25 protein-coding genes and 2 tRNA genes are annotated in these 23,679 nt (G+C 64.0%); 17 read left to right on the top strand and 10 right to left on the bottom strand.

Annotation, left to right across the window (positions count from 1 at the left end; all coding sequences use genetic code 11):
- The 4 genes from RUGAMON1_RS10530 to RUGAMON1_RS10515 form a co-directional block, all read right to left on the bottom strand.
- Window positions 1-954, bottom strand: coding sequence for a hypothetical protein (locus tag RUGAMON1_RS10530; RefSeq protein WP_445230467.1), 954 nt, complete (start codon window positions 952-954; stop codon window positions 1-3).
- Window positions 951-1,808 carry an ABC transporter ATP-binding protein gene (locus RUGAMON1_RS10525; RefSeq protein WP_445230466.1) on the bottom strand — a complete coding sequence of 286 codons (858 nt, stop codon included), beginning with the start codon at window positions 1,806-1,808 and terminating at the stop codon, window positions 951-953. The genes RUGAMON1_RS10530 and RUGAMON1_RS10525 overlap by 4 nt, the downstream gene beginning before the upstream one ends.
- Window positions 1,805-2,176 (bottom strand): GntR family transcriptional regulator, encoded by a 372-nt coding sequence (locus RUGAMON1_RS10520; RefSeq protein WP_332856174.1) that lies wholly within the window; start codon window positions 2,174-2,176, stop codon window positions 1,805-1,807. Before RUGAMON1_RS10520 ends, RUGAMON1_RS10525 begins: the two co-directional genes overlap by 4 nt.
- Window positions 2,177-2,262: 86 nt before the next feature.
- On the bottom strand, window positions 2,263-2,970 hold the full coding sequence (locus RUGAMON1_RS10515) for a DUF72 domain-containing protein (protein ID WP_445230465.1): 708 nt from the start codon (window positions 2,968-2,970) through the stop codon (window positions 2,263-2,265).
- A 33-nt stretch (window positions 2,971-3,003) separates the two neighbouring features.
- Here RUGAMON1_RS10515 and RUGAMON1_RS10510 point away from each other — a divergent pair, with 33 nt between their 5' ends.
- A complete protein-coding gene (locus RUGAMON1_RS10510) occupies window positions 3,004-3,576 on the top strand; it encodes a DUF1439 domain-containing protein (RefSeq protein ID WP_445230464.1) in 573 nt (190 codons plus the stop codon).
- Between the two features lie 3 nt (window positions 3,577-3,579).
- Here the strand turns inward: RUGAMON1_RS10510 and RUGAMON1_RS10505 are convergent, their stop codons facing one another.
- On the bottom strand, window positions 3,580-4,968 hold the full coding sequence (locus RUGAMON1_RS10505) for a DUF1501 domain-containing protein (protein ID WP_445230463.1): 1,389 nt from the start codon (window positions 4,966-4,968) through the stop codon (window positions 3,580-3,582).
- A gap of 9 nt (window positions 4,969-4,977) precedes the next feature.
- Window positions 4,978-6,510 carry a DUF1800 domain-containing protein gene (locus RUGAMON1_RS10500; protein WP_445230462.1) on the bottom strand — a complete coding sequence of 511 codons (1,533 nt, stop codon included), beginning with the start codon at window positions 6,508-6,510 and terminating at the stop codon, window positions 4,978-4,980.
- Between the two features lie 248 nt (window positions 6,511-6,758).
- On the opposite strand from RUGAMON1_RS10500, the gene RUGAMON1_RS10495 reads away from it, so the two are divergent.
- From RUGAMON1_RS10495 to RUGAMON1_RS10485, 3 genes are all read left to right on the top strand, one after another.
- The gene (locus tag RUGAMON1_RS10495; protein WP_445230461.1) at window positions 6,759-7,268 is read left to right on the top strand and encodes a DUF6622 family protein; all 510 of its coding nucleotides are present in this window, start codon (window positions 6,759-6,761) and stop codon (window positions 7,266-7,268) included.
- A 79-nt stretch (window positions 7,269-7,347) separates the two neighbouring features.
- Window positions 7,348-8,100 carry a hypothetical protein gene (locus RUGAMON1_RS10490; RefSeq protein ID WP_445230460.1) on the top strand — a complete coding sequence of 251 codons (753 nt, stop codon included), beginning with the start codon at window positions 7,348-7,350 and terminating at the stop codon, window positions 8,098-8,100.
- A 70-nt stretch (window positions 8,101-8,170) separates the two neighbouring features.
- A complete protein-coding gene (locus RUGAMON1_RS10485; protein WP_445230459.1) occupies window positions 8,171-9,178 on the top strand; it encodes a dienelactone hydrolase family protein in 1,008 nt (335 codons plus the stop codon).
- An 18-nt stretch (window positions 9,179-9,196) separates the two neighbouring features.
- On the opposite strand, the gene RUGAMON1_RS10480 is transcribed toward RUGAMON1_RS10485, so the two are convergent.
- The gene (locus RUGAMON1_RS10480; RefSeq protein WP_445230458.1) at window positions 9,197-9,976 is read right to left on the bottom strand and encodes a substrate-binding periplasmic protein; all 780 of its coding nucleotides are present in this window, start codon (window positions 9,974-9,976) and stop codon (window positions 9,197-9,199) included.
- A gap of 78 nt (window positions 9,977-10,054) precedes the next feature.
- Here RUGAMON1_RS10480 and RUGAMON1_RS10475 point away from each other — a divergent pair, with 78 nt between their 5' ends.
- Window positions 10,055-10,663 carry a transglutaminase-like domain-containing protein gene (locus RUGAMON1_RS10475; protein WP_445230457.1) on the top strand — a complete coding sequence of 203 codons (609 nt, stop codon included), beginning with the start codon at window positions 10,055-10,057 and terminating at the stop codon, window positions 10,661-10,663.
- Here the strand turns inward: RUGAMON1_RS10475 and RUGAMON1_RS10470 are convergent.
- From RUGAMON1_RS10470 to RUGAMON1_RS10460, 3 genes are read right to left on the bottom strand one after another with little or no spacing between them, the layout of a single operon-like run.
- Entirely contained in the window at window positions 10,650-11,426 is a 777-nt protein-coding gene (locus RUGAMON1_RS10470; RefSeq protein ID WP_445230456.1) for a UDP-2,3-diacylglucosamine diphosphatase, read from the bottom strand. The two genes, RUGAMON1_RS10475 and RUGAMON1_RS10470, sit on opposite strands and share 14 nt — an antisense overlap.
- A 3-nt stretch (window positions 11,427-11,429) precedes the next feature.
- Complete coding sequence (locus tag RUGAMON1_RS10465) at window positions 11,430-11,924, bottom strand: peptidylprolyl isomerase (RefSeq protein ID WP_445230455.1); 495 nt, start codon at window positions 11,922-11,924, stop codon at window positions 11,430-11,432.
- 57 nt (window positions 11,925-11,981) lie between these two features.
- On the bottom strand, window positions 11,982-12,602 hold the full coding sequence (locus RUGAMON1_RS10460) for a peptidylprolyl isomerase (RefSeq protein WP_445230454.1): 621 nt from the start codon (window positions 12,600-12,602) through the stop codon (window positions 11,982-11,984).
- A 273-nt stretch (window positions 12,603-12,875) separates the two neighbouring features.
- Between RUGAMON1_RS10460 and cysS the strand changes: the two genes are divergently transcribed.
- The 12 genes from cysS (at window position 12,876) to RUGAMON1_RS10400 (ending at window position 23,641) form a co-directional block, all read left to right on the top strand.
- Complete coding sequence (gene cysS / locus RUGAMON1_RS10455) at window positions 12,876-14,267, top strand: cysteine--tRNA ligase (protein WP_445230453.1); 1,392 nt, start codon at window positions 12,876-12,878, stop codon at window positions 14,265-14,267.
- Window positions 14,267-14,926 carry a DNA-3-methyladenine glycosylase family protein gene (locus RUGAMON1_RS10450; protein ID WP_445230452.1) on the top strand — a complete coding sequence of 220 codons (660 nt, stop codon included), beginning with the start codon at window positions 14,267-14,269 and terminating at the stop codon, window positions 14,924-14,926. Before cysS ends, RUGAMON1_RS10450 begins: the two co-directional genes overlap by 1 nt.
- A 64-nt stretch (window positions 14,927-14,990) precedes the next feature.
- On the top strand, window positions 14,991-15,965 hold the full coding sequence (locus RUGAMON1_RS10445; RefSeq protein ID WP_445230451.1) for an acetyl-CoA carboxylase carboxyltransferase subunit alpha: 975 nt from the start codon (window positions 14,991-14,993) through the stop codon (window positions 15,963-15,965).
- Window positions 15,966-16,094: 129 nt separating this feature from the next.
- Entirely contained in the window at window positions 16,095-17,504 is a 1,410-nt protein-coding gene (tilS, locus tag RUGAMON1_RS10440) for a tRNA lysidine(34) synthetase TilS (RefSeq protein ID WP_445230450.1), read from the top strand.
- A 143-nt stretch (window positions 17,505-17,647) separates the two neighbouring features.
- Window positions 17,648-18,895, top strand: a complete 1,248-nt coding sequence (locus RUGAMON1_RS10435; protein WP_445230449.1) for an aspartate kinase — start codon at window positions 17,648-17,650, stop codon at window positions 18,893-18,895.
- 113 nt (window positions 18,896-19,008) lie between these two features.
- A tRNA-Ser gene (locus RUGAMON1_RS10430) sits at window positions 19,009-19,101 on the top strand.
- Window positions 19,102-19,365: 264 nt separating this feature from the next.
- A tRNA-Ser gene (locus RUGAMON1_RS10425) sits at window positions 19,366-19,458 on the top strand.
- A gap of 75 nt (window positions 19,459-19,533) precedes the next feature.
- Complete coding sequence (locus tag RUGAMON1_RS10420; RefSeq protein WP_445230448.1) at window positions 19,534-20,268, top strand: substrate-binding periplasmic protein; 735 nt, start codon at window positions 19,534-19,536, stop codon at window positions 20,266-20,268.
- Window positions 20,269-20,618: 350 nt separating this feature from the next.
- Window positions 20,619-21,449 (top strand): alpha/beta hydrolase, encoded by an 831-nt coding sequence (locus RUGAMON1_RS10415; protein ID WP_445230447.1) that lies wholly within the window; start codon window positions 20,619-20,621, stop codon window positions 21,447-21,449.
- A gap of 25 nt (window positions 21,450-21,474) precedes the next feature.
- Entirely contained in the window at window positions 21,475-21,720 is a 246-nt protein-coding gene (locus RUGAMON1_RS10410) for a phosphopantetheine-binding protein (protein ID WP_445230446.1), read from the top strand.
- Window positions 21,717-22,952: a beta-ketoacyl-[acyl-carrier-protein] synthase family protein gene (locus tag RUGAMON1_RS10405; protein WP_445230445.1), complete on the top strand. Its 1,236-nt coding sequence runs from the start codon at window positions 21,717-21,719 to the stop codon at window positions 22,950-22,952. Before RUGAMON1_RS10410 ends, RUGAMON1_RS10405 begins: the two co-directional genes overlap by 4 nt.
- The gene (locus RUGAMON1_RS10400) at window positions 22,949-23,641 is read left to right on the top strand and encodes a MipA/OmpV family protein (RefSeq protein WP_445230444.1); all 693 of its coding nucleotides are present in this window, start codon (window positions 22,949-22,951) and stop codon (window positions 23,639-23,641) included. The genes RUGAMON1_RS10405 and RUGAMON1_RS10400 overlap by 4 nt, the downstream gene beginning before the upstream one ends.
- Window positions 23,642-23,679 lie beyond the last annotated feature (38 nt).

Raw genomic sequence — 23,679 nt, 5'->3', positions numbered from 1 at the left:
TCAACCTTCCTCGCGGCGGCGGCGCATCCAGACGGCGGCGGCGATCATGGCCACGCCGGCCACGGCGCCGATCCATACACTGACGCCACCGAGCGTGCCCCACGAGGCGTTGAAGATGGTGTCCGGCAGCGCCAGTTTGTTGGCTTCATGGTGCAGCGCCACGCTGTCGGCTTCGAAGATGATCCACGAACCCGGAATCACGCCCAGCAGGATGCGGTCAACGATGCGGGTGACGAACCAGCCGGCGTTGAAGCCGAAGTGCAGCGCCTTCTCGGTCCACACCAGCAGCAGCGACACCACCAGCGGCGTACCCACGGCCCACAGGAACACCTTGGAGCGCGCCATGCTCGACACCATCAGCAGCCAGCCCACCGTCGGCAGGGCCCAGAGGATGTAGACCGGCAGCAGTCCCACCAGGCGCAGCGGCGTCAGGTAGAGGTCCGGCGCCATCAGCAGCGCGCCGAACAGGTTGGTGCCGTGCACCAGCATGGCGACGCAGCCGGCCAGCAGGATCACCAGCGACAGCACGGTGCCGATCGCCATCGTGATCAGCGGCGCCACCACCAGGGCCAGCGCGACCTTGGACAGCACGGTGGTCAGGTCCGACACCGGCAGCGATTTCCAGAACAGCAGGCTGCGGTCGCGGCGCTCGTCGTTCAACGCGCCCAGGCAGTAGAAGAACACCAGGAAGCTCAGCACCATCATGATCGGCAGCGCCGACAGCATGTAGGCCTGCGACGCCGTTTCGACGATGCGCGCGCGCATCGTGCCTTCGACGGTGACGGTGCCGATCGACATGGTCTGGCCATCGTCGCTAAAGTTGGCGTTGTGGCCCAGGAAGATGCCGGCCAGCGCCAGTGTCGCGATCAGTCCGGCGATGACGAGGGGGGCCCAGAACAGCATGCCCTTGTGTTCCCACATCTCGCGCTTGATCAGCCATTTCATCGTTTTCATGCGTAGGTTCCTTTCATCGACGCGACAAACAGGTCGGCAACGCTGGGCGTGCGCAATTCCCCGAAGGTCGACAGTTGCAGGCGCGGCACGCCATCGAACAGCATGATGGGCTTGCCGAACACGGTGCGCTGGCTCATCGGCTGCAGCGCGTTGGCGGCCGCCACGAATTGCGGCTCGACCATCACCTCGGTGAAGCGCTCGCCCACCTCGTCCATCGACGCCGCCAGCGAGATCCGGCCATCCTGGATGAACATCAGGTCGGTCAGGATGTGCTCGACTTCCTCGATCTGGTGGGTGGTGATCAGGATGGTCTTGTTCTCGTCGAAGTAGTCTTCCAGCAGGTTCTGGTAGAACTGCTTGCGGTACAGGATGTCCAGGCCCAGCGTCGGTTCGTCCAGCACCAAGAGCTTGGCGTCGATCGCCATCACCAGCGCCAGGTGCAGCTGCACCACCATGCCCTTGGACATGGCCTTGACCTTCATGTCCGGCGTCAGCTTGGTGTTGGCCAGGTATTTCTCGGCCTTGCTGCGGTCGAAGCGCGGGTGCACGCCTTCGACAAAGGCGATCGCGTCCTTGACCTTCAGCCACTTCGGCAGGATGGCGACGTCGGCGATGAAGCAGACGTCGTTCATCAGCTCCTCGCGCTGGCTGCGCGGGTCCATGCCCAGCACCGACAACTCACCGTCAAACTGGGTCAGGCCCAGGATGGCCTTGAGGGTGGTGGTCTTGCCGGAACCGTTGGGGCCGATCAGGCCGACAATTCGGCCTGCCTCGACCGTGAAGCTGGCGCCGTTCAGCGCGGCTTGCTTGCCGTATTTCTTGCTGAGATTGGCTGCGGTGATGATGGCGCTCATGACGCACCTCCGGTGGCGATGGGCTTGAGCAGGGTGTCGAGTTCCAGGCCGAGGCGGCGGATGCGTTCCAGCATCAGCGGCCATTCTTCGCGCAGGAAGCGCTCGCGTTCAGTGGCCAGCAATTTGTCGCGGGCGCCGTCAGTGACGTACATACCTACTCCCCTTCTTTTTTCTACGAGCGTTTCGTCCACCAGTTCCTGGTAGGCGCGCGATACGGTGATCGGATTGAGTTGATAGTCGGCGGCCACCTGCCTGACCGAGGGCAGGGCGTCGCCGGGCTTGAGCAGGCCGTCGAGCATCATGCCGATGACCTTCTCCTTGAGCTGCCGATAAATCGGCGCATTGTCATTCCAGCCTATCGTGGACATACATGTGGTCCCCTTGATGTGTGTTGATGGAGTGGTGTTGTAGCGAACTATAACACTAGAATCAAAAAAAGCAAGCGGTTAGCGTTTCATGTGGTTTTTTTCATCAGCGTCAGCGCATTGGGCAGGGCGGCGCCGCTGGCGGTGTTGTCGAAGATGACCCAGCCATCCTTGTCGGCCAGATGGGCCGCGACGCTGTCCAGGTATTCGTCCGTGTACGACGAGTAATACATGCGCGGGCTGCCGTGCAGCCGCGCGTAGACGGTGTCGCTGGTCGGCACGTGGGGGCCGGGCTGGCCGGCGGGCGGATCGGCGATCACCCTGGTGACGCGGTGGGCGCGCAGCACGGTGGTGGCGGCGTCGGCAAACCAGCTGGGGTGGCGGGCTTCGCAGGCGATGCCGCAGTGGAGCAGCGTGGCGAGGCGGTCGAACAGCGCGTCGGCCAGCGCCGCATCGAGCGCCAGGCTGGGCGGCAGTTGCACCAGCACGCAGCCCAGCTTGGCGCCGAGCGCGCCCGCTTCGCCGGCAAAGCGCGCCAGCAGCTCGTTCACATCCTTGAGCCGGTGGTCGTGGGTGATGCTGCGCGGCAGCTTGACCGAGAAGCGGAAATCGTCCGGCACGTCGGCGGCCCAGCGCGCGTAGGTGGAGGCCTGGTGCGGCCGGTAGAACGAGGAATTGATTTCCACCGCGTTCAAGACCCTGGCGTAGCGTTGCAGGTGGCTGCCCTCGGCGGCAAAATCCGGCGACGACGCACGATCGATACTCCAGCTAGCGCAGCCGATTCGTGTGTGGGTCATAATGTGGGCGATCCGCTATTTCAGAAAGTAGACATGATTAATCTTAAACGTTACGCCCGAATTGCCGCGCCGCTCATGCTGGCGGCCGTGGTGGCCACTGCGCTGGTCGCCTGTTCCTCATTGATCGGCCCGCGCCAGGTGGAGTTGCCGCAGGCGCGCATGCAGCAAAACCTGGACCGCAAATTCCCGGTGCGCCACCGCGTGCTGGGTGTGTTCGAGGTCGAGCTGAGCCATCCGCAACTGGCCATCCTGGCCGAGAACGACCGCGTGGCGCTGACGCTGGAGGTGAACGTGTCGCCGCTGCTGGCGCGCCAGTCGTGGCACGGCAGCATGGCAGTGTCGGGCCGCTTGCAGGTGGATAATGTGCGCAACGTCATCTACATCGCCGATGCGCATGTGGACCGCTTCGTGGTCGACGGCATGGATGAGGGCAAGCAGAACCAGATCGCCAGCATCGCCAATCTGCTGGGCGAGAGCACGCTCAAGGATGTACCGGTACACACTTTCCGGCCGGAAGACTTGCGCTACGCCGGCGTGCAGTTCGTGCTGACCGGAATCAGCACCAAGCCCGGCGCGCTGGTCGCCAACCTGCAACCAGCCCAGTAAGACTCACACAAAGCCGAGGTTGCGCGCGCTGGCGTTGTAGTTGGCCAGGTTGGGCAGCATGGACAGCAGCTCGCTGTTCGACACCCCCAGCCAGCTGCCCAGCGTGGCCGCATATTGCTCGATCGACGTGGTCGGCAGCAGGCGGCCCTGGCCGACGTCGTCCGGGCCGCCGCTGGCCACCACCGGCGCCTTGCCGTAGTAGCGGCCGCCCTTGACGGCGCCGCCCAGCATGAAGTGCATGCTGCCCCAGCCGTGATCCGAACCGTCGTTGTTGCCGCTCAGCGTGCGGCCGAAGTCGGACGCGGTGAACGCCGTCACCTGGTTGGCCACGCCCAGTTCCACCGTGCTCTGGTAGAAGGCCGCCATCGCCTCGGCCACGCTTTTCAGCAGGCCCGGATGCACTTTGACCAGGCCGTCGTGCGTGTCGAAACCACCCATCGACACAAAGAACACCTGCCGCTTGGCGCCCAGCGCCGAGGCGCTGGAGATCATGCGCGCCACCATCTTCAGCTGGTCGCCCAGGTTGTTATTGGCGGGGAAGGGCGTGTTGATGGCCGGCGCGCCCGCCAGCGCCGAGGTCAGCACGTCGTTGGCGGAGATGGCGCGCTGCGTCACGCGTGCGTAGTCGGACTGCATCACATGCGCGTGCTGCTGCGTGATCAGCGTGCGCAAGGCGCTGCTGCAACTGGCCGAGCCGAACATCGGACTCTGCAAGGCGTTGAACGGCACCGAGCCCTTGGTCGACACCTGGTACTGCACCGCTTCTTTCCCGGACAGGAATACCGCATTGCCGGAGACGTTGACGCAGGTGAAGGTGGCGTTGCCGTTGCCCGCCTCGAACAGGTCGCCCAGCCGGCCGCCCCAGCCGGAGGTCGCGCCCTCCGGCATCGACGATTGCCATTCCGATTGCTGGTCGTTGTGCGAGAACAGCTTGGACGGCAGCGGCACGGCCTTGGCCAGAAATTGCTGCTTGCTGGTCGGCTGCACCAGCGTGCCGACGTTGAGCAACACACCCATCTTGCCGGCGTCGAAGATCGGCAGCAGCGGCGCCAGTTCCGGCGCCAGCGCGTACTGGTGGGCGACGCCGTTGACGTCGACCGGCGGCGCGCCCGTGTTGAGCACCGTCCCCGACAAAGCGCTGTGCTGGTAGGCCAGGTTGGAGCGCAGCGCGTAGTAGGCGTTGTAGCTGGCGGCGTCGTACGGCACCAGGGTGTTGGCGTAGTCGTTGCCGCCGTACAGGAACACGCAGACGATGGCTTTGTAGTCGCTGGCGCTGGCGGCCGAGGCTTCGGCCATCGCCGCCAGGTTGACGGCCAGCGGCGCGGCCACGCCGCTCATGGCCAGCATCGAGGCGCGCTGCAGGAAGGCGCGGCGGGAAGAGTTGGTGGTCATGGCGGCTCCCTAGAGTTGGACCAGATATTCCGGCGCGGCCATGACCAAGGTCAGCGCGGCGTAGATGCGGTTGTGCAGCGCGGCCTCGGTCTTGGCGGACATGGTGTCGATGGCGCCGCGTATCAGGCCGACGCTGGCGCTGCTCAGCTGGCCCGCCGCCAGCACCAGGTTGATTTCGTCAACCAGCTGCTGGCCGTTGGCCGCCAGCGGCAGCAGGGTGCTGTAGTCCGGCAGCACGTCGCCGACACCCTTGACCGCGCGCTGCATATAGTTGACGTAGCCGACCACCGAGGTTTCATTGGTCAGCTGGAATTCCGGCGCCACCAGCCCGGCCTTGGACACCGCGCTGTTGGGCGGCACATAGCCGGGCCGGTAGAAGTTGAACACCGACGGCGAGCGCAGCGGACTCTGGCCCAGGCGGCTGGACGCATCGCTGGTGTTGCCGATGGCCCAGGCGTCCGAGGCGGAGGCGGCGTTGTAGGCGCGCGCCCAGCCGATGAAGCGCAGCACCGGTTCGCGCAGCTTGCCGTAGCCGGCGCCGATGTAGCTGTCGGCGCGCGCTTCGGGATCGAGCAGCAGCGCCTTGACCACCGCAGCCAGGTTGCCCTTGACGCCGTGGCCGTCGCTGTTGAACACGGCGGCCACGCGCGCCACGTAGGCCGGCGACGGATTGCTGGTCACCAGCTTCTGGATCAGCTGGCGGCTGATGAAGGGCGCCACGTTGTCGTGGGCATAGATGATGTCCAGCGCCGCCTTGAGCGCGTCGGCGCCGGACAGGCCGGCCGCCACCGTGCCGCCGAGGAAGCTGGAGGCGCCGGTTTCATGCCGCTTGGCCACCTGCGCCATCGGCCGGCGCAGGAAGTCGGGCGTGGCGTTGCTCGTGCCGGCCATGTCGAAGTCCCAGCCGGTGAACACGCGGGCCAGGCCGGTGATGTCGCTCAGGCCGTAGGTTTCCTTGGGCGCGCCGTTGTTCAGCCTGGGCGTGCCGTCCAGGTTCAACTGCACCAGGCCGATGCTGAACAGTTGCATCAGCTCGCGCGCATAGTTTTCGTCGGGCAGGGCGCCGGTGCTGGGGTTTTGCTTGACGTTGCCACGGAAGGTCAGGTACTGGCCCATGGGCGCGCTGGTCGAGATCGCACCCAGCAGCGCGCGGTAGTTGCCGAAAGCGTAGTCTTCCAGCAGGTCAAGGTAGGCCGCCGCCGAGAACGCGCGCCAGCCCGCGCCGACCAGGCCGTCGATCGCCACCACGCAGATTTCCGACAGGGCCAGCGTGACGCGCTGGCGCAGCGTGTCCGGCGCCGCGATCAGCTTGCGCCAGGCGCAGGCGTCGAAGCCGTTTTCCGAATTGCGGTTGGCGATATCGTTGTAGCCCTTGGCCATCAGCCAGTCCCAGCGGGCGCCGGAGCGCGGCGCGGCCAGTTGGGCGTCGATCCAGCCGGCGTAGCCCAGCGTCTGCACCCTGGCGATCTCGGCGCGGTTGGCTCCCATCGAGGCTTGCGCCAGGAAGCGGGCGGCGGCGGCCGCGGTCGGTGTTGGGGTCATGACTGGAATCTCCACGAAGAAACGGCTCAGACATTGCTGTGTAGTAATTTATGCCGAGTTCGCTTGCATCGCCACCGATTATTTGTAACGAAGCATTACGCTGCAACGCTTCGCCCCTCCGGATGCCGGCGCTTTGCGCCGCGTGCCGGCATTTCGCGCCGTTTTGCCGCATTTCGTCGCATCGCGCCGTGCGCCGCCGGGCCGGCAGGCATAGTGGCCTCACCTTAACCAACCCTGCGGAGCAGATCATGATTCAGCAAATTGTCAGCCACACTCCTACCTACGTTTGGGCCTTGCTGGCCTTCATGCTGTATCGCGGCGTGCTGGCCAGCCGCGACCGCGAGATCGGCTTGCGCAGACTGTTCATCATCCCGGCGGTGATGTTGTGCCTGTCGTTGTCCAGCATGAACGAACATGGCGCGCTGGGCGCCGCTGTCTGGGGTGTCTGGGCGCTGGGCGTGGCGGCCGGCGCGGCGCTCACGTGGAAACTCGGCAGCGGCGCCGTCATCGCGGTCAACCGCGCCGCCGGCACCGTGCAGCAGCGCGGCAGCTGGGCGTTGCTGATGCTGATGATCGCCATCTTCGTCACCAAATACGTGGTCGCGGTGTTGACGGCGATGCATCCCGACATGCGGCAAAACCTGGTGTTCGCCACCGCCGTCACCGTGTTGTTCGGCCTGTTCAACGGTGTGCTCATCGGCCGCCTGCTGCGCTACGTGGCCGCCTGGATGCGCCAACCCGAGATAGCCGTTGCTTAATGGATTTGCAAGTTTCCTTGTAGTGCAGGGCAAGAGCTTCTACAATTCGCGACATTGACGAAAAGTTGGAGCTGGCTTCATGACGATATTTGGAATTGGATTGCACGTGCTGGTGGCGCTGTTCTTCGCCGTGCACGTGATCCGCAGCGGGCAGCAGATGTATTGGCTGATGATCCTGTTTATGTTTCCCGGACTGGGCAGCATCGTGTACTTCATCGCGATCTATCTGCCGGATTCAAAACTGAACCACGGCGCCCGCAAGGTGGTGACGGCGGCGGCCCGCTCGCTCGATCCGGGCCGGGAGTTGCGCGAGGCGCGCGACGCCTACGCCTACACCCCCACCGCGCAGAACCAGATGCGCCTGGCCAGCGCGCAGATGGAGGCCGGCGCCGCCGACGAGGCGGCCGCCACCTACGAGGCCTGCCTGCAGGGACCATTCTCGGGCGACCTGGAAATCCGCTACGGCGCCGCGCGCGCCACCTTGGTCTGCGGCCGCGCCGCCGCCGCCGTGACGCATCTGCAAACCATCCGCGCCGCCGACGCCAATTTCCGCGGCGAGCAGGTAGCGCTGCTGCTGGCTCAGGCGCTGGCCGCGGCCGGCCGCCAGGACGAGGCGAAGGCGGAGTTCGAGTTTGCGCTGGGCCGCTACAACAGCTTTGCCGTGCAGGCCGAGTTCGCGATCTGGGCGGCCGGCGCCGGCGACACGGCGCGCGCCAGCCAGCTGCACGCCGAGCTGCAACGCACGATGGAGCGCTGGACCCGCCACACGCGCGATATGAACCAGGAATTGATACGCCGCCTGAACGCGGCGATGGCCGCCGTCAAGCGCTGACGATAAAGAAAAGACAACCCAATCAGGATGTCATAAAATCATGTGCAACTCAACGACAATGAGCTTGCACATGAAAATACACGCATTCCTGGCAGCGCTGATGATGGTGGTCGCCCCCGCGACGATGCCGTTGGCGCACGCGCAAGATCCGAACGGCGCCCGTCCGCATACCACCCGGATCTACTTCGACAGCTATACGCCGCCGACCATGTACGATCTGGCGCGGGAGCAGCGGCAGCATTGGGCGCCGCAAACGGTGTGGGGCGAGCTGACTTTGCCGCCTAAAAAAAGACCGGTGCCCGCTATGGTGATCATGCATGGCAGCGCCGGCATCGAAGCCAATACGAAAATGTGGGTCGCCGCGCTGAACAGCATAGGCGTGGCCACCTTTGTCGTCAGCAGCTTTGAACCGCGCGGCATCAGCAGCACGGTGTACGATCAGACGCTGTTGTCGCCCGCCGCCAATCTGACGGATGGCTTGCAGGCGTTGCAATTGCTGGCGGAAGACCGGCGCATCGACCCCGAACGCATCGGCGTCATGGGATTTTCGCGCGGTGGCGACGTCGCGTTCCGCAGCGCGGTTGAACCGCTGCGGCACGCGGTGATCAAGTCCGACGTGAAATTTGCGCTGCATATTCCGCTGTACAGCGGCTGCAACCAGGTCTACTGGTCGCGCCAACTGACCGGCGCGCCGCTACTGAGCCTGGTGGGGAGCGCTGATGACTACACGGGCGCGGCGCCGTGCGAACGGCTGGCGTCTTTGTACGAAGGGGCCGGCGCCGATATCCGCACCATCCAATACGAAGGTGCCCACCATTCGTTTGACGCCACGTATGCGCTCAAGTTCCTGCCCAACGCGCCGACCACCATCCCCTGCGGCGTGCTGCAGTGGGACATCGAAAACTGGACCATCTACTCGGAACTGACCGGCGGCACCATCGCTCCGGCGGCGCTGCCCGCCTTCTACAAGCAATGTACCAGGTACGGCGTGCATGTCGGCCGCAACGCCGCGGCGGCAGCGCAAGCGCGCAGCGACGTGTTGGCCTTCGTGCAGCAGGTATTCTTCGGCGCGCAATAGCCGGGCGCCGGCGGCGGACTACTTCGGCTTGACGCTGTGGCCGGCGTTGTAGGCGCCGCCGGTCGCGGCGATGGCCTGGTTGAGCTTGGCCATGGTCTCCGGCGCCACGTCCTTGCTGCAGGCGATGTGGCGCTTCATCCCCGGCGGCATGTCGGGAAAATCATACTGCACCGTCGACTGCAATAACTTTTCCTTCGGACGGAAATAGTTCAAGTCCTCGCGATCGACAAACATGAACGAGGCGCGACCCACCGCCAGCATGCGCATCATCAGCGTGGTCTCCACCGTGCGGCTCATGACGTGGATTTTGCCGGCCTTGATCATCTGGTCCAGCACCGGCCCATAGGACACGCCTTCGACCACGCCCAGCGTCAGGCTGGAGTCGTTCAGCAAGGATGTCAGCGTCGGATGCGCGGTGACCCGCCGCACGTAATCCTGCGCAATCAGCACGGTGTGCGGCAAGTCTTCATGGATGGCTGCGCTGAACTGCGCCACCGCCTCGCGCTCGGGCAGGCGGTACCAGCTGATCGAGCAGTAATTGGTGGCGCCGTGCGTCAGGTTGGCCCAGATCCTCTTTTGCGGTTCGTTGACGAACTGCACAGGGATGCCGGCGATATTGAAAATGTTCTTCACGCGCTCCAGCAGAAAGCCTTGGGGTTGGCCTTGCTCGATGTAGTGGTAGGGCGGCTTGTCGCGCCAGGCCACGGTCAGCATCTGGGGAGCACACCAGCCGCTGCTGCTCAGCAACGCTGTGGCGGCCAGTAGGCTGCTGCGAAAGAAACAGGTGCGTATCGTCATGAATCGATTATAGGGCCATCCGCTGCGCCGCCGCCAGAACTGTGGGAGAATCTTGTTCGTTTGATAAAAAGGAGACCCATGAACGCCATGTTGCCCGCATTCGTCGCCGCCAGCGATGTCGTCGATTTTCACCACCCCGCAGTGGAGGCCCAGGCCCGCTCGCTCCGGGCCGGCACGCCGCGCGCCACGGCGCAGCGCTGCTTCGACTGGGTGCGCGACCAGATTGAGCACAGCATCGATTACAAGCGCGAAGAGCTCAGCTGCAACGCTTCCGAGGCGCTGGCGCTGGGCACCGGCCTGTGCACCGCGAAAAGCCATCTGCTGGTGGCGCTGCTGCGCGCCAACGGCATCCCGTCCGGCTTCTGCTACCAGCGTTTGACGCTGCGCGACGCCGGCTCGCCGTTCTGCACGCATGGCCTGGTGGCGGTGTGGCTGGAAGAGGGCGGCTGGTATCGCTGCGATGCGCGCGGCAACAAGGCCACCGTGCATTGTGAATTCACGCCGGGCGTCGAGAACCTGGCCTTCCCGGTGGTGACGCCGGGCGAGCAGCTGTATCCGCAGGTGTGGGCGCAACCGTGGCCGGAGCTGGTGCGGCGCATGCGCGAACTGCCGTCGATCTCGGCGTATTGCGTGACGCCGATCGACGCCGCGCCGCCGGTCGACGGGGTGGCGATTACGCTGGAATGACGGCGCCGTCCAGCGCGTGGCGCGTGATGGCGCCATGGCGGTCGATGGCGATCCAGCCGCCGCGCGGCGGTTGGGCGTCCGGCTCCCAGTCCGGCAGCACGTAGCGGCGCTTGCCGTCGACGAGGTGCAGCGCCGGGCGGTGGGTGTGGCCGTGGATCATGACGTCGGCGCCGGTGGCGGCAAAGACGTCGTGGATCGCTTGCGGCGTCACGTCCATGATCTCGTAGGATTTATTGCCCTGGTCCTTGCGGCTGTTCTCGCGCATGCCGGCGATGATGGCCTTGCGCTGCGCCAGCGGCATCGCCACGAACTGCTGCTGCCAAGCGGGCTGGCGCACCATGGCGCGGAACTCCATGTACTTGACGTCCTCGGTGCACTGGGCGTCGCCGTGCAGCACCACCAGGCGCTGGCCGGCGATCTCGGTGACCCAGGTTTCCGGCAGCAGGGTCAGGCCCGCAGCCGCGGCGAACTGCGCGCCGACGAGGAAATCGCGGTTGCCGGCGATCCAGTAGACGGCCACGCCCGCATCGCTCACGCTGCGCAGCGCGGCAATGATTTGCTGGTGATAGGGATCGTTGATGTCGTCGTCGCCGGCCCAGTATTCAAACAGGTCGCCAAGCAGGTACAACTGTTGCGCGCGCCGCGCATGCCGCTCCAGGAAGTCGAAAAACGCTACGCTGGTGGCGGGATGCGCGGGCTGCAAATGCAGATCGGAGATAAACAGCGCGCCGACCTGGTCGGCGCGCATGTTGGCATCGCTCATTAATTAAGCAGCCAGTTCGATCTTCTCGATGATGATGTCTTCGGCCGGCACGTCGGCGAACATGCCGCTGCGGGTGGTCTTGACTTTTTTCATGGCGTCGACCACGTCGGTGCCTTCGATGACTTTACCGAACACGGCGTAGCCCCAGCCGTCCTGGCCTGGGTAGTCCAGGAAGGAGTTGTTCTTCACGTTGATGAAGAACTGGGCCGATGCCGAATGCGGCGCCGAGGTGCGGGCCATGGCCAGCGTGTAGGTGTCGTTCTTCAGGCCGTTCTTGGCTTCGTTTTCCACGGTGGTGTCGGCCGGCTTCTGCTTCATGCCTGGCTCGAAACCGCCGCCCTGGATCATGAAACCGTCGATCACGCGGTGGAAGATGGTGTTGCTGTAGTGGCCGGCTTCCATGTAGGCCAGGAAGTTGGCGACCGATTTAGGCGCTTTCTCGTCGTTCAGTTCGACGGTCATATTGCCCATGTTGGTGGTGATGATTACGTTGGTCATGTTGTTATCCTGATGTAGTGGTGAAAATGTGGTGCGAAATACGACGCGGCCGCTATTTTACAGTTTTGGCTGGATCGGGGTCTTCAAAATCGTCGCCGACTTGATCACGACCGGGATCACGGGGATGTTTTGGAACGAACCCTTGTCGTCGACCAGCACGCCCTTGATCTTGTCGACCACTTCCTGACCCTTGATGACTTTGCCGAACACCGTGTAGCCGAAACCGTCGCGGCCGGGGTAGTTCAGGGCGTCGTTATCGGCCACGTTGATGAAGAACTGCGAGGTGGCGGAGTTGGGATCGCCGGTGCGGGCCATGGCCAGCGTGTAGTTGTTGTTGGTCAGGCCGTTCTGCGATTCGATCGGCACCGGCGCATTGGTTTTCTTCTGCTTGAGCTTTTCGTCGAAGCCGCCGCCCTGGATCATGAAGCCGTCGATCACACGGTGGAAGATGGTGCCCTTGTAGAAGCCGGTCTTCACATAGGTCAGGAAATTGTCGACCGACTTGGGTGCCTTCTCGTGGTTCAGTTCGACCACGATGTCGCCCATCGAGGTCTTGATTTCGACTTGCGGCGTGGGGTTGTTGGCGGCTGGCGCGGCGGCCAGGGCCGCGCCCGACAGGGCGACGCCGGCAAACATGGTCATCAGTTTGGTGAACAGCGATGGCTGAGTTTGGTGCATTGTTACTTCCTCGTAGTGGTTTTATCCGGGTTGAACTGGCCGGCTAGCCAAAAATCCTAAAGCAGATTGGGTCTATGCTGTTTTTATCAATGCTATACTTGTCCATTCTACCCCTTAGAAGGTGGAAAGAATAACTACCGAGTGTCAGCCGGTCCCCAAACGTGATGCGATGAAACCCAGGTGCGCGCCTACCGCGCCGCGCCCGGTCCTCGTATTGCCCGGGACCGCGGCACGCGCTATACAAAGAACAAGCAAAGAAACCGCAAGAGCCCGATGAGCAATTTAAAGATTTACAACACGCTGGCGCGTGACAAGCAGACATTCGTTCCCATCGAGGCAGGCAAAGTCCGCATGTACGTGTGCGGCATGACCATCTACGACTACTGCCACATCGGCCACGCCCGCATGATGATGGCGTTCGACGTCATGTACCGCTGGCTGCTGGCCTCCGGCTACGAGGTCACCTACGCCCGCAACATCACCGACATCGACGACAAGATCATCAAGCGCGCGGTCGAGAACGGCGAGACCATCTCGCAGCTGACCACCCGCTTCACTAAATACATGGACGAAGACACCGGCGCGCTGGGCATCCTGCCGGCCACGCTGGTGCCGCGCGCCACCGAATACGTGCCGCAGATGCTGGCGCTGATCGAGACGCTGGAATCCAAGGACCTGGCCTACCAGGGCGCGGACGGCGACGTCAACTACGCGGTGCGCAACTTCCCCAACTACGGCAAGCTGTCCGGCAAGTCGCTGGACGACCTGCGCGCCGGCGAGCGCGTCGACGTCAACACCGGCAAGCGCGATCCGCTGGACTTCGTGCTGTGGAAGGCGTCCAAGGAATCCGAGCCGGACGAGGTTAAGTGGGATTCCAAGTGGGGCAAGGGCCGTCCGGGCTGGCACATCGAGTGCTCCGCGATGTGCTCGGCACTGCTGGGCGAACATTTCGACATCCACGGCGGCGGCGCGGACCTGCAGTTCCCGCACCACGAAAACGAGATCGCGCAGTCCGAAGGCGCGTTCGGCCATACGATGGTCAACTACTGGGTGCACAACGGCTTCGTGCGCGTGGATAACGAGAAGATGTCCAAATCGCTGGGCAATTTCTTCACCATCCGCGACGTGCTGAAGAAGTACGACGCCGAAGTGGTGCGCTTCTTCATCCTGCGCGCCCACTACCGCAGCCCGCTGAACTACTCGGACATGCACCTGGACGACGCCCGCGTCGCGCTGACCCGCCTTTACACCGCGCTGGACGGCGTGGAAGGCGACGGCCTGGCGCTGGACTGGAAAGAGGCGCACGCGGTGCGCTTCGCCGAAGCGATGGACGACGACTTCAACACGCCGGTCGCCTTGGCCGTGCTGTTCGACCTGGTGAGCGAGCTGAACAAATCGAAATCGCCCGCCGTGGCGCGCCAGCTCAAGGCCCTGGCCGGCGTCATCGGCCTGCTGGCCCGCACGCCGCAGGAGTTCCGCCAAGCCGCGGTCGGCGAGGCCGACGCCTCCGGCGACGCCGCCATCGCGGAACAGATCGCCAAACGCATCGAAGCCAAAAAGGCGCGCAACTTCGCCGAATCGGACAAGATCCGCGCCGATTTGCTGGCGGCCGGCGTCATCCTCGAAGACAAGCCTGACGGCACCACGAACTGGCGCCGCGCATAATGGTCACCGCCAAGGATAACGAGGGCGCAGGCGGCCCGGTATCGGCCGTGCCGCCGTACTGGGAACAGGCCAAGATCGAGCTCATGAAGCGGGACCGCATCATGAAAAAGCTGATCCCGCAATTTGGCGACCTGCACCTGGTCGGCCACGACGACCCGTTCACCACCTTGGCGCGCTCCATCGTCGGCCAGCAAGTGACCACCAAGGCGGCCGACACCGCCTGGAAGAAGCTGCTGCTGGTCAGCCCGAAATGCACGCCGGCGCAGATCATCAAGGCCGGCGCCGAGCAATTGGCGGGCTGCGGCCTGTCCAAGCGCAAGACCGAATACATCCTCGACCTGGCCGACCACTTCAAGAACAAGCGCGTCCACACCAGCCAGTGGGACCAGATGGACGACGAAGCCGTCATCGCCGAACTGGTGCAGATCCGCGGCATCGGCCGCTGGACAGCCGAGATGTTTTTGATATTTAATCTGCTCCGGCCGAACGTTTTACCGCTTGATGACCCCGGTTTGATCCAGGGCATCAGCCAGAACTATTTTTCCGGCGAACCTGTGTCCCGTAGCGATGCGCGCGAGGTTTCGGCCAACTGGGAGCCATGGCGCACGGTGGCGACCTGGTACTTATGGCGTAGCCTGGACCCGGTTGCTGTAGAATAGATGCTCTAATCGCTGTGCGAGGCGTTTTTGTGTCCGCACGGCTGAGAATAATCACGGAGGTACAATGACCAAAACGACTTTCCTCAACTTTGAGCAACCGATCGCCGAACTCGATGGCAAAATCGAAGAGCTGCGTTTCGTCCAGGACGATTCGGCTGTCGACATCTCTGAGGAGATCGACCGTCTGGCCAAAAAGAGCCAGCAACTGACCAAAGACATCTACGCCAAGCTGACCCCCTGGCAGGTTGCGCAGATCGCGCGCCATCCGCAGCGTCCATACACCATGGACTACGTGAACGAAATCTTCACCGACTTCCACGAACTGCACGGCGACCGCAGCTATGCGGACGACCTGTCCGTGGTCGGCGGCCTGGCGCGCTTCAACGGCCAGGCCTGCATGGTCATCGGCCATCAAAAGGGCCGCGACACCAAGGAACGCGCGCTGCGCAACTTCGGCATGCCGAAGCCGGAAGGCTATCGCAAGGCCATGCGCCTGATGAAGCTGGCTGAGAAGTTCGGCATCCCGATCTTCACCTTCGTCGACACGCCGGGCGCGTTCCCGGGCATCGACGCGGAAGAGCGCGGCCAGTCGGAAGCGATCGGCCACAACCTGTATGTGATGGCGGAACTGAAAGTGCCGCTGATCGCCACCATCATCGGCGAAGGCGGCTCCGGCGGCGCGCTGGCGATCGCGGTGGGCGACGCGGTGCTGATGCTGCAATACGCGACCTACTCGGTGATCTCGCCGGAAGGCTGCGCCTCGATCCTGTGGAAGACCTCCGAGCGCGCCTCCGATGCGGCCGAAGCGCTGGGCCTGACCGCGCACCGCCTGAAGGCCATGGGCCTGATCGACAAGATCGTGACCGAGCCGCTGGGCGGCGCGCATCGCGATCCGAAACAGATGGCCACGCTGCTGAAGCGCGCGCTGGCTGATTCGCTGCGCCAGTTCCACGGCATGAAGACCAAGGACCTGCTGGAAGCCCGTCACGAGAAGCTGATGAGCTACGGTAAGTTCAAAGAAACCACGCCGCAGGAATAACATACTCGGCATGGATTCCCGCCTGCGCGGGAATGACGTTAGCGCGTCGTTCCCGCGAAAGCGGGAATCCATACACAACAACCGGGGGCACGCGCACGCGCTGCCCCCGGTTCGCATTTGGAGTCCACATTGAAGAAGCAACAGATCCCGACCGTGTCCTCAACCTTCGAACAAGCCGTCGCCGCCGCGCTGGCGCAGCAGGCAAGCGCGCCGCGCATGGCGGTAGCCCTCAGCGGCGGCCTCGACTCGTCGGCGCTGCTCCATCTGGCGCATGCCTACGCGCAAGCGCATGGCGTGGCCTTGTACGCCTTCCACATCCACCACGGCATCAGCGCCAACGCCGACGCCTGGCTGGCGCATTGCGAGCAAGCCTGCGCCGCGCTGGGTGTCACCTTCGAAGCGCGCCGCGTGCAACTGGCGAACCAGCAGAAGAGCGGCACCGAAGCGGCCGCCCGCAAGGTGCGCTACGCCGCGCTGGGCGCGCTGTGCGCCGCGCACGACGTCAAGCTGCTGCTGACCGCGCACCACCTCGACGACCAGGCCGAGACCGTGTTGCTGCAACTGCTGCGCGGCTCCGGTCCCGCCGGCCTGTCCGGCATGGACGCCGCCAACGCCGCGCCCGAACTGCTGGCCAATCCCGACCTGGTGATGGCGCGCCCGCTGCTGCCGGCCTCGCGCAAGCAACTGGCCGCCTATGTGGCCGGGCATGGCATCGCCTACATCAACGACGAATCCAACGACGACCCGCGCTTCGCCCGCAACGCGCTGCGCCACAAGGTGATGCCGGCGCTGGACGAGGCCTTCCCCGGCTTCCAGGAACGCTTTGCGCGCAGCGCCCAGCACGCGCAGTCGGCCCAGCGCCTGCTGACCGAGCTGGCGGAGCAGGACCTGGCCCTGTGCCTGGTCGACGACTGCATTGATATCGCCAAGCTGCGCCTGCTGAGCCTGGACCGCAGCTACAACATGCTGCGCCACTGGTTCGCCACCCGCAACCTTCGCATGCCGAGCGCGGCCTGGCTGTCCGAAATGCTGGCGCAACTGCTGGAAGCGCGCGACGGCGCGCAACCGCTGGTCACCCACCCCGATTGTCACGTAAGACGTCATCGCGACCGCCTGCACATCACGCCGAAGCTGGAAGACCTGGAAGGCACGCGCGAAGACGAGTTCGACAAAACGCCGGGCGCCTCGTTCCGCTGGAACGGCGAAACCGAAATGGCCTTCCCGGCCTACGGCGGCGTGCTGCACTTCGAGCCGGTAGGCGAGGGCGAAGGCGGACTGGATGCCGATTGGCTGCGCGGCCAGCCCTTGCTGATCGAATTCCGCAAGGGCGGCGAGCGCCTCAAGCCGGCCCACAACCGGCCGACGCGCGGACTCAAGTATCATTACCAGGCGCTGAACATCCCGGCCTGGGAGCGCTCGCGCCTGCCGGTGGTCAGCACCGGCAGGCAGGTGCTGTTCGCAGCCGGGGTCGGCATGGATTGCAACCACCTGGTGGGTGAGGGCGTTTCACGCTGGCGCCTGCGTTGGCAGGCTGTATAGACAATAGCCCCTATCTGCCGAATTTTGTATGTAGATATGTCTATACGGTATGACTTTATGAGTTTTTTGACTTGTTATTTTGCAGTGCGGCATGTAGAGTTAAGGGTTCCATTTACCTTTATTTGAGCGGAAAACTCTCTGTTATGGCTTTAATCGTGCACAAATATGGCGGTACGTCGATGGGTTCGACGGACCGTATCAAGAACGTGGCGCGGCGTGTCGCCAAGTGGCATGACGCCGGGCACCGCATCGTCGTCGTCCCATCGGCCATGTCCGGCGAGACCAATCGCCTGATCGCGCTGGCCAAGGAAATCCAGGCCCAGCCCGACCCGCGTGAACTGGACATGATCGCCTCCACCGGCGAGCAAGTGTCGGTCGGCCTGCTGTCGATGGCGCTGCTGGCCATTGGAAAGAAGGCTGTTTCCTACGCCGGCTGGCAAGTCGCGATTAAAACCGATTCCGCTTTCACCAAGGCCCGCATCCAGTCGATCGACAATGAAAAAGTCAACCGCGACCTGGACGACGGCAAGATCGTCATCATCACCGGCTTCCAGGGGGTGGACGACGGCGGCAACATCTCGACGCTCGGCCGCGGCGGTTCGGACACTTCCGCCGTGGCGATCGCCGCCGCGATGAAGGCTGACGAATGCCTGATCTTCACCGACGTAGACGGCGTGTACACGACCGATCCGCGCGTGGTGTCGGAAGCGCGCCGGCTCAAGGCGATCACGTTTGAAGAAATGCTGGAACTGGCGTCGCTGGGCTCGAAAGTGCTGCAAACCCGCTCGGTGGAATTTGCCGGCAACTATCGTGTGCCGACCCGCGTTCTGTCGTCGCTGACCGACCCGATGCTGGACCTGGAAGTAGAAGCCAACTCGGGCACCCTGATTTCGTTTGAGGAAGATACACACATGGAACAAGCAGTCATCTCCGGTATCGCGTTTAACCGCGATGAGGCCAAAATCACCGTGCTGGGCGTGCCCGACCGTCCAGGCGTGGCGTACCACATCCTGGGCCCGGTGGCCGATGCCAACATCGAAGTCGACATGATCATCCAGAATCAGTCGGTCGACGGCAAGACGGACTTCACCTTCACCGTGTCGCGCAACGACTACCAGCGCGCCATCGACGTGCTGAACGGCACCAAGGAAGAGCTGGGCGCGGCCAGCGTCACCGGCGACGCCAAGGTGTCGAAGATCTCGGTGGTCGGCGTCGGCATGCGCTCGCACGTGGGCGTGGCGTCGCAGATGTTCCGCACGCTGTCGGAAGAGGGCATCAACATCATGATGATCTCGACCTCGGAAATCAAAATTTCCGTGCTGATCGACGAAAAATACATGGAACTGGCCGTGCGCGCGCTGCACAAGGTGTTCGAGTTGGAGAAGGCATAAAATTTTCAAAAATATCGTCAGCTAGCCTTGACCAATCTGGTCTCGCTCTATACTATGACGGTCGTCTGCTCTAGCGCAGTTTGGTAGAAAAGACATAGTTGAGTAATCGACTAGGAGACGTGGCCGAGTGGCCGAAGGCACATCCCTGCTAAGGATGCATACGGCTTATACCTGTATCGTGGGTTCGAATCCCACCGTCTCCGCCAGAACTAATAAAAAAGCCTCCCCTGCGGGAGGCTTTTTTATTAGTCTGGACGGAACGGTGGGGTTCGAAGGATTTGCGCTTGCAAGCGCAAATCCCCTCCGAATCGCCCAATTGCTGGCGCAAGGCGCCAGCCCCGCGCGCCGAGGGCGCGCGACGCATGCGTCACCGAGATGCATCCCTTGACCAAAGGTGAAACGATCTATACGATACCGACCACCTACTCCATAGCAACATCGTAGAGAAGACAAAGTTGAGCGATCGACTAGGAGACGTGGCCGAGTGGCCGAAGGCACATCCCTGCTAAGGATGCATACGGCTTATACCTGTATCGTGGGTTCGAATCCCACCGTCTCCGCCAGTATTTTTAAAACCCGCTGCGGCGGGTTTTTTTCATTTCCGACCGGTTATACTGAAGTGCTACCGGGGGATGGCCATGCCGAGAATCATCATTCTGCTGACGTTGGTGCTGAGTCTGGCCGCGCAGGGCAGGGAGCTGAAATTTGTCGGACAGGAATCGCCGGCCTTCAATGCCACTGTGGCGGGAATCTACACCGGGGCGATGGTCGAGATTGCCCAAACGGTGTGCGCGCGGCTCGGCCATCAATGCTCGTTTACCGGCATGCCCCTGCTCAGGGCGCTGACGGAAAGCCGTACCGGCCGCGCCGACGCGGTGCTGAGCCTGTTGCTCAACGACGAGCGCTCCTCCTACCTGAACTTCACCGACGGCATCATCGTGTCCCATGTAGCCTTTCTGGGCAATCCCGGCACGGGTCCGGTGCACAGCGAACGCGAACTGGACGGCTATACGGTGGCCTCGGTGCGCGGCTCGACCACCTTGCGCATGCTGGAAGACAAGGCCGTCCGGCTGAGCAAGATGCGGGTGGTGGCTGAAACCGACATCGCCACCATCGTGCAAAAGCTGCACGCCGGCCGCTACGGCGACAAGGCGCTGATCTTCGGTCCGAAGGCGATGCTGGAAATCACCGCGGCGGAGCTGGAGATCAGGACCGTGCCGGTGCTGGTGGCCGACAAGCTGGAGTTCCGCATCGCCTTTGCCAAACACCTCGATCCGGCCGTCCTGGCGGGCTTCAACAGCGAGCTGCAGAAGCTGCGCGGCAGCGGCGAGCTGGCGCGCATCGCCCGGAAGTACGGGCTGGACGTCGATTGACGGCGGCGCGGCCGGCAACCGCCGGCTACCTTTCCAATCCGTAATGAACTGATCATCCTGCCGATAGCTGCGGCTGGATAAAATTCGTCTACCACATTGGCTGGATCGGTACATCCTCGACACTGTTCGCGGCATCAATGCCCGCGCATCTGTGATCACGCCGACCTGATCGCACGCACGCTGCCTCCCTCGGCAAATAAATCTGCATGTCGACGGGATTGCGGCGCTGTGGCTACTGGAATTCCGGTGCAAAACGAGGGTATGATGGACCCATTTTTGACCTTCGCGGCGACAGCGAGTGTCGACCGTTCCGCGGTCAACAATAATAAGATTTTCTTGAACAGGGTAGTATGAAGACTATTGAATTGGCAGGCGGCCCGCATGCCGTGCTGGCATTGCACGGCCTGCTGGGCAACCCGCTGGAAATGCAGTATGTGGGCAAGCGCCTGCAACGTGCAGGCTACACCGTAGTCATCCCGCTGATACCGGGCTATGGCTATTCGTCCGGCCAGGCCGACTCCTATCGCACCACGCGCAGCGAGCGCTGGTTCGAGGAAGTGTCGCGCCTGTTCGACCAGCTCAGGCAAACCCATGCCAGCGTATCGGTGGTGGGCCTGTGCATCGGCGCGGTGCTGGCCTTGCGCCTGGCGATCGAGCGTGGCGACCAGATCGCCTCCCTCGGCCTGCTGGCCACCACCTTGGCCTACGACGGCTGGAGCATCCCGAAATACCGCTTCCTGTTGCCGCTGGCGTACTACACGCCGGCGCGCCATTGGTACTCCTACCAGGAGCGCTACCCCTACGGCCTGAAAAACGAAAACCTGCGCCGCTGGATCGCCCGCGAAATGAAGGTCAGCGATTCGTCGGCGGCCGGCGCTTCGCGCCTGTCGGCCGAGGGCATCTTCCAGGCGCACCGCCTGATCAAGCAGGTGCGCAGCCAGCTGTCCAAGGTGGTCGCGCCGGCGCTGATCATCCACGCCGAGGAAGACGACGTCGCCAGCACCAAGAGTGCCGACCTGGTCGAGCGCGGCATCAGCTCGCCGAGCCGCCGCAAGATCATCTTGCACGACAGCTACCACATCATCACCCTCGACAATGAGAAGGAACTCGTTGCCGACGAAACGATCGCGTTTTTCAACCAGCACCTGCCGTCCGAGGACGCCCTGCTGAACCGCGCTTAACATCTACCATACCGAGACTATTTTTATGAATTCCTTCCCAACCGTCGCCAAACTGCTCGCCAAAAGCCTTGATGTAGCCGAAGAGACCATCCAGCCGCAAACCGAACTCGAAGCGCTGGGCGCCGATTCGCTGACCGTGATTGAACTGATTTTTGATCTGGAAGAGGAGTTCGGCATCGAGGTGGGCGATGAGCGTCCCAAGCTGGTGGTGGTGCAGGACATCGCCGACCAGATCGATACCTATCTGGCCGGCAAGGCCGCCAACGCATGACCTCGCAGCGCGTGGTGATCACCGGCCTGGGGGCGATTTCCTCCCTGGGCGTCGGCGCCGACCATAATTTCGAGCAAGCCCTGGCCGGCCACAGCGGCATCGGCCTGTTGCAGCTGGCCGGTGAGCGCCAGCGGCCGGGCACGCCCGCCGCGCAGATCCGCGGTCCCTTGCCCGAGCTGGTCAAGACCTCGGAATTGCCGGTCTTCGATCGCTTCTCGCTGCTGGGCTGGGCCGCCGCCAGCGAGGCGCTGGCCCAGTCCGGCCTGGACGCCACCGCCGCTCCCGAGCGCAGCGGCGTGTTCTGGGGCAGCGGCATGGGCGGCGCGCTCACCGTCGAATCCGGCTATGTCGACTTGTTCGTCGACGGCAAGACCCGCGTGCGGCCGATGTCGGTCGTGGCCGGCATGACCAATGCGGCGGCCGCGCAGATCGCGCTGCGCTGCGGCTTCAAGGGCAGCGTCAACAACTACAGCAGCGCCTGCGTATCGTCGGCGCAGGCCATCGGCGAGGCTTACCGCCACATCCGCCACGGCTACGCCGACCGCGTGCTGGCCGGCGGTTCCGAGGCCTTGCTGAGCTACGGCGTGGTCAGCGCCTGGGACGCGCTGCGCGTGCTGGCGCCGCTCGACGCCGAACATCCCGAGCGTTCGTGCCGGCCGTTCTCCGCCGGTCGTGGCGGCCTGGTGCTGGGCGAGGCGGGCGCCGCCGTCATGCTGGAATCGCTGGCGTCGGCGCAGGCGCGCGGCGCCACCATCCTGGCCGAGCTGGTCGCCTACGGCACCAGCAACGACGCCACCCACATCACCAAGCCCGACGCCGACGGCCAGGAACGGGCGATGCGGCAGGCGCTGGAGCAGTCCGGCCTGGCGCCATCGGCGATCGGCTACATCAACGCGCATGGCGCCGGCACGCCGGCCGGCGACGTGGCCGAGGCGACGTCGATCAAGCAAGCCTTCGGTGCGGCGGCGCGCGATCTGCTGGTCAGCTCCACCAAGTCCATGCACGGCCATACGCTGGGCGCGGCCGGCGCGCTGGAATTCGTGCTGACCACGCAGGCCTTGCGCCACGGCGCGGTGCCGCCGACCGCTTTCCTGGATAAGCCCGATCCCGAATGCGATCTCGACTTCGTGCCGCGCGAATGCCGGCGCGGGCTGGCGCTGCAAGCGGCGATGTCGAATTCGTTCGCCTTCGGCGGCAGCAACGTCGCGCTGATCGTCAGCGCGTTCCGATGAGCGCTGCTGGCCGGCGATGGGTCTTGCTGGCGCTGCTGTGCGCCGGCGGCGCGCAGGCGCAGGAGCCGCATCTGGTGGGCGATGTCGGCGTAGGCGTCAGCGTGGCGCCGACTGCGGTGCCGGCGCAATCGCGCAACGGCAGCGCGGTCCCGTATGCCAACTTCGACTACGGCCCCGCGTTTGCGCGCATCGATACCTTCGGCGTCAAGCTGGCGCCGGCGGGCTACGGCAGTGTCGAACTGCTGACGCGCGTGCTGGAGGACGGCTACCGCGCCAGCGCGCCGCCGCAAACGCAGCAGCGCTCGTCGATACCGCTGGGCCTGGGCACCTTGCAGGTGACGCCGGTCGGCGCCTTCATGGCCAATCTGTATCGCGATCTGGGCAAATCGCATGGCACGATGCTGGACCTGATGTATGCGGCGGAAATCGAGCATGGCCGCTTCGCCTTCTACCCGCAAGCTGGTATCGAGTACCGCTCGGCCAACTACGTCCGCTACTACGACGGCGTGGCGCGCTCGGCCAGCAATCCGTTCGCGGCGCTGCTGGTGGAGGCGCACCTGAACGGACACTGGTACCTGGTCGCCAACCTGCGCCGCACCTGGCTGGACGACTCCATCCGCGGCAATCCCGCCGTGCGCCGCCGTTCGCTCGACTCCGGGCTGGTGGCGGTCAGCTACCGTTTCGATTGAGCCGGGCTGCAACGTCTCGCGCCCGAAGGCTGATACCA

Source organism: Duganella rhizosphaerae (assembly GCF_040364205.1).
Taxonomy (GTDB): domain Bacteria; phylum Pseudomonadota; class Gammaproteobacteria; order Burkholderiales; family Burkholderiaceae_D; genus Rugamonas; species Rugamonas rhizosphaerae.
This window is presented reverse-complemented; position numbering and strand designations above follow the sequence as displayed.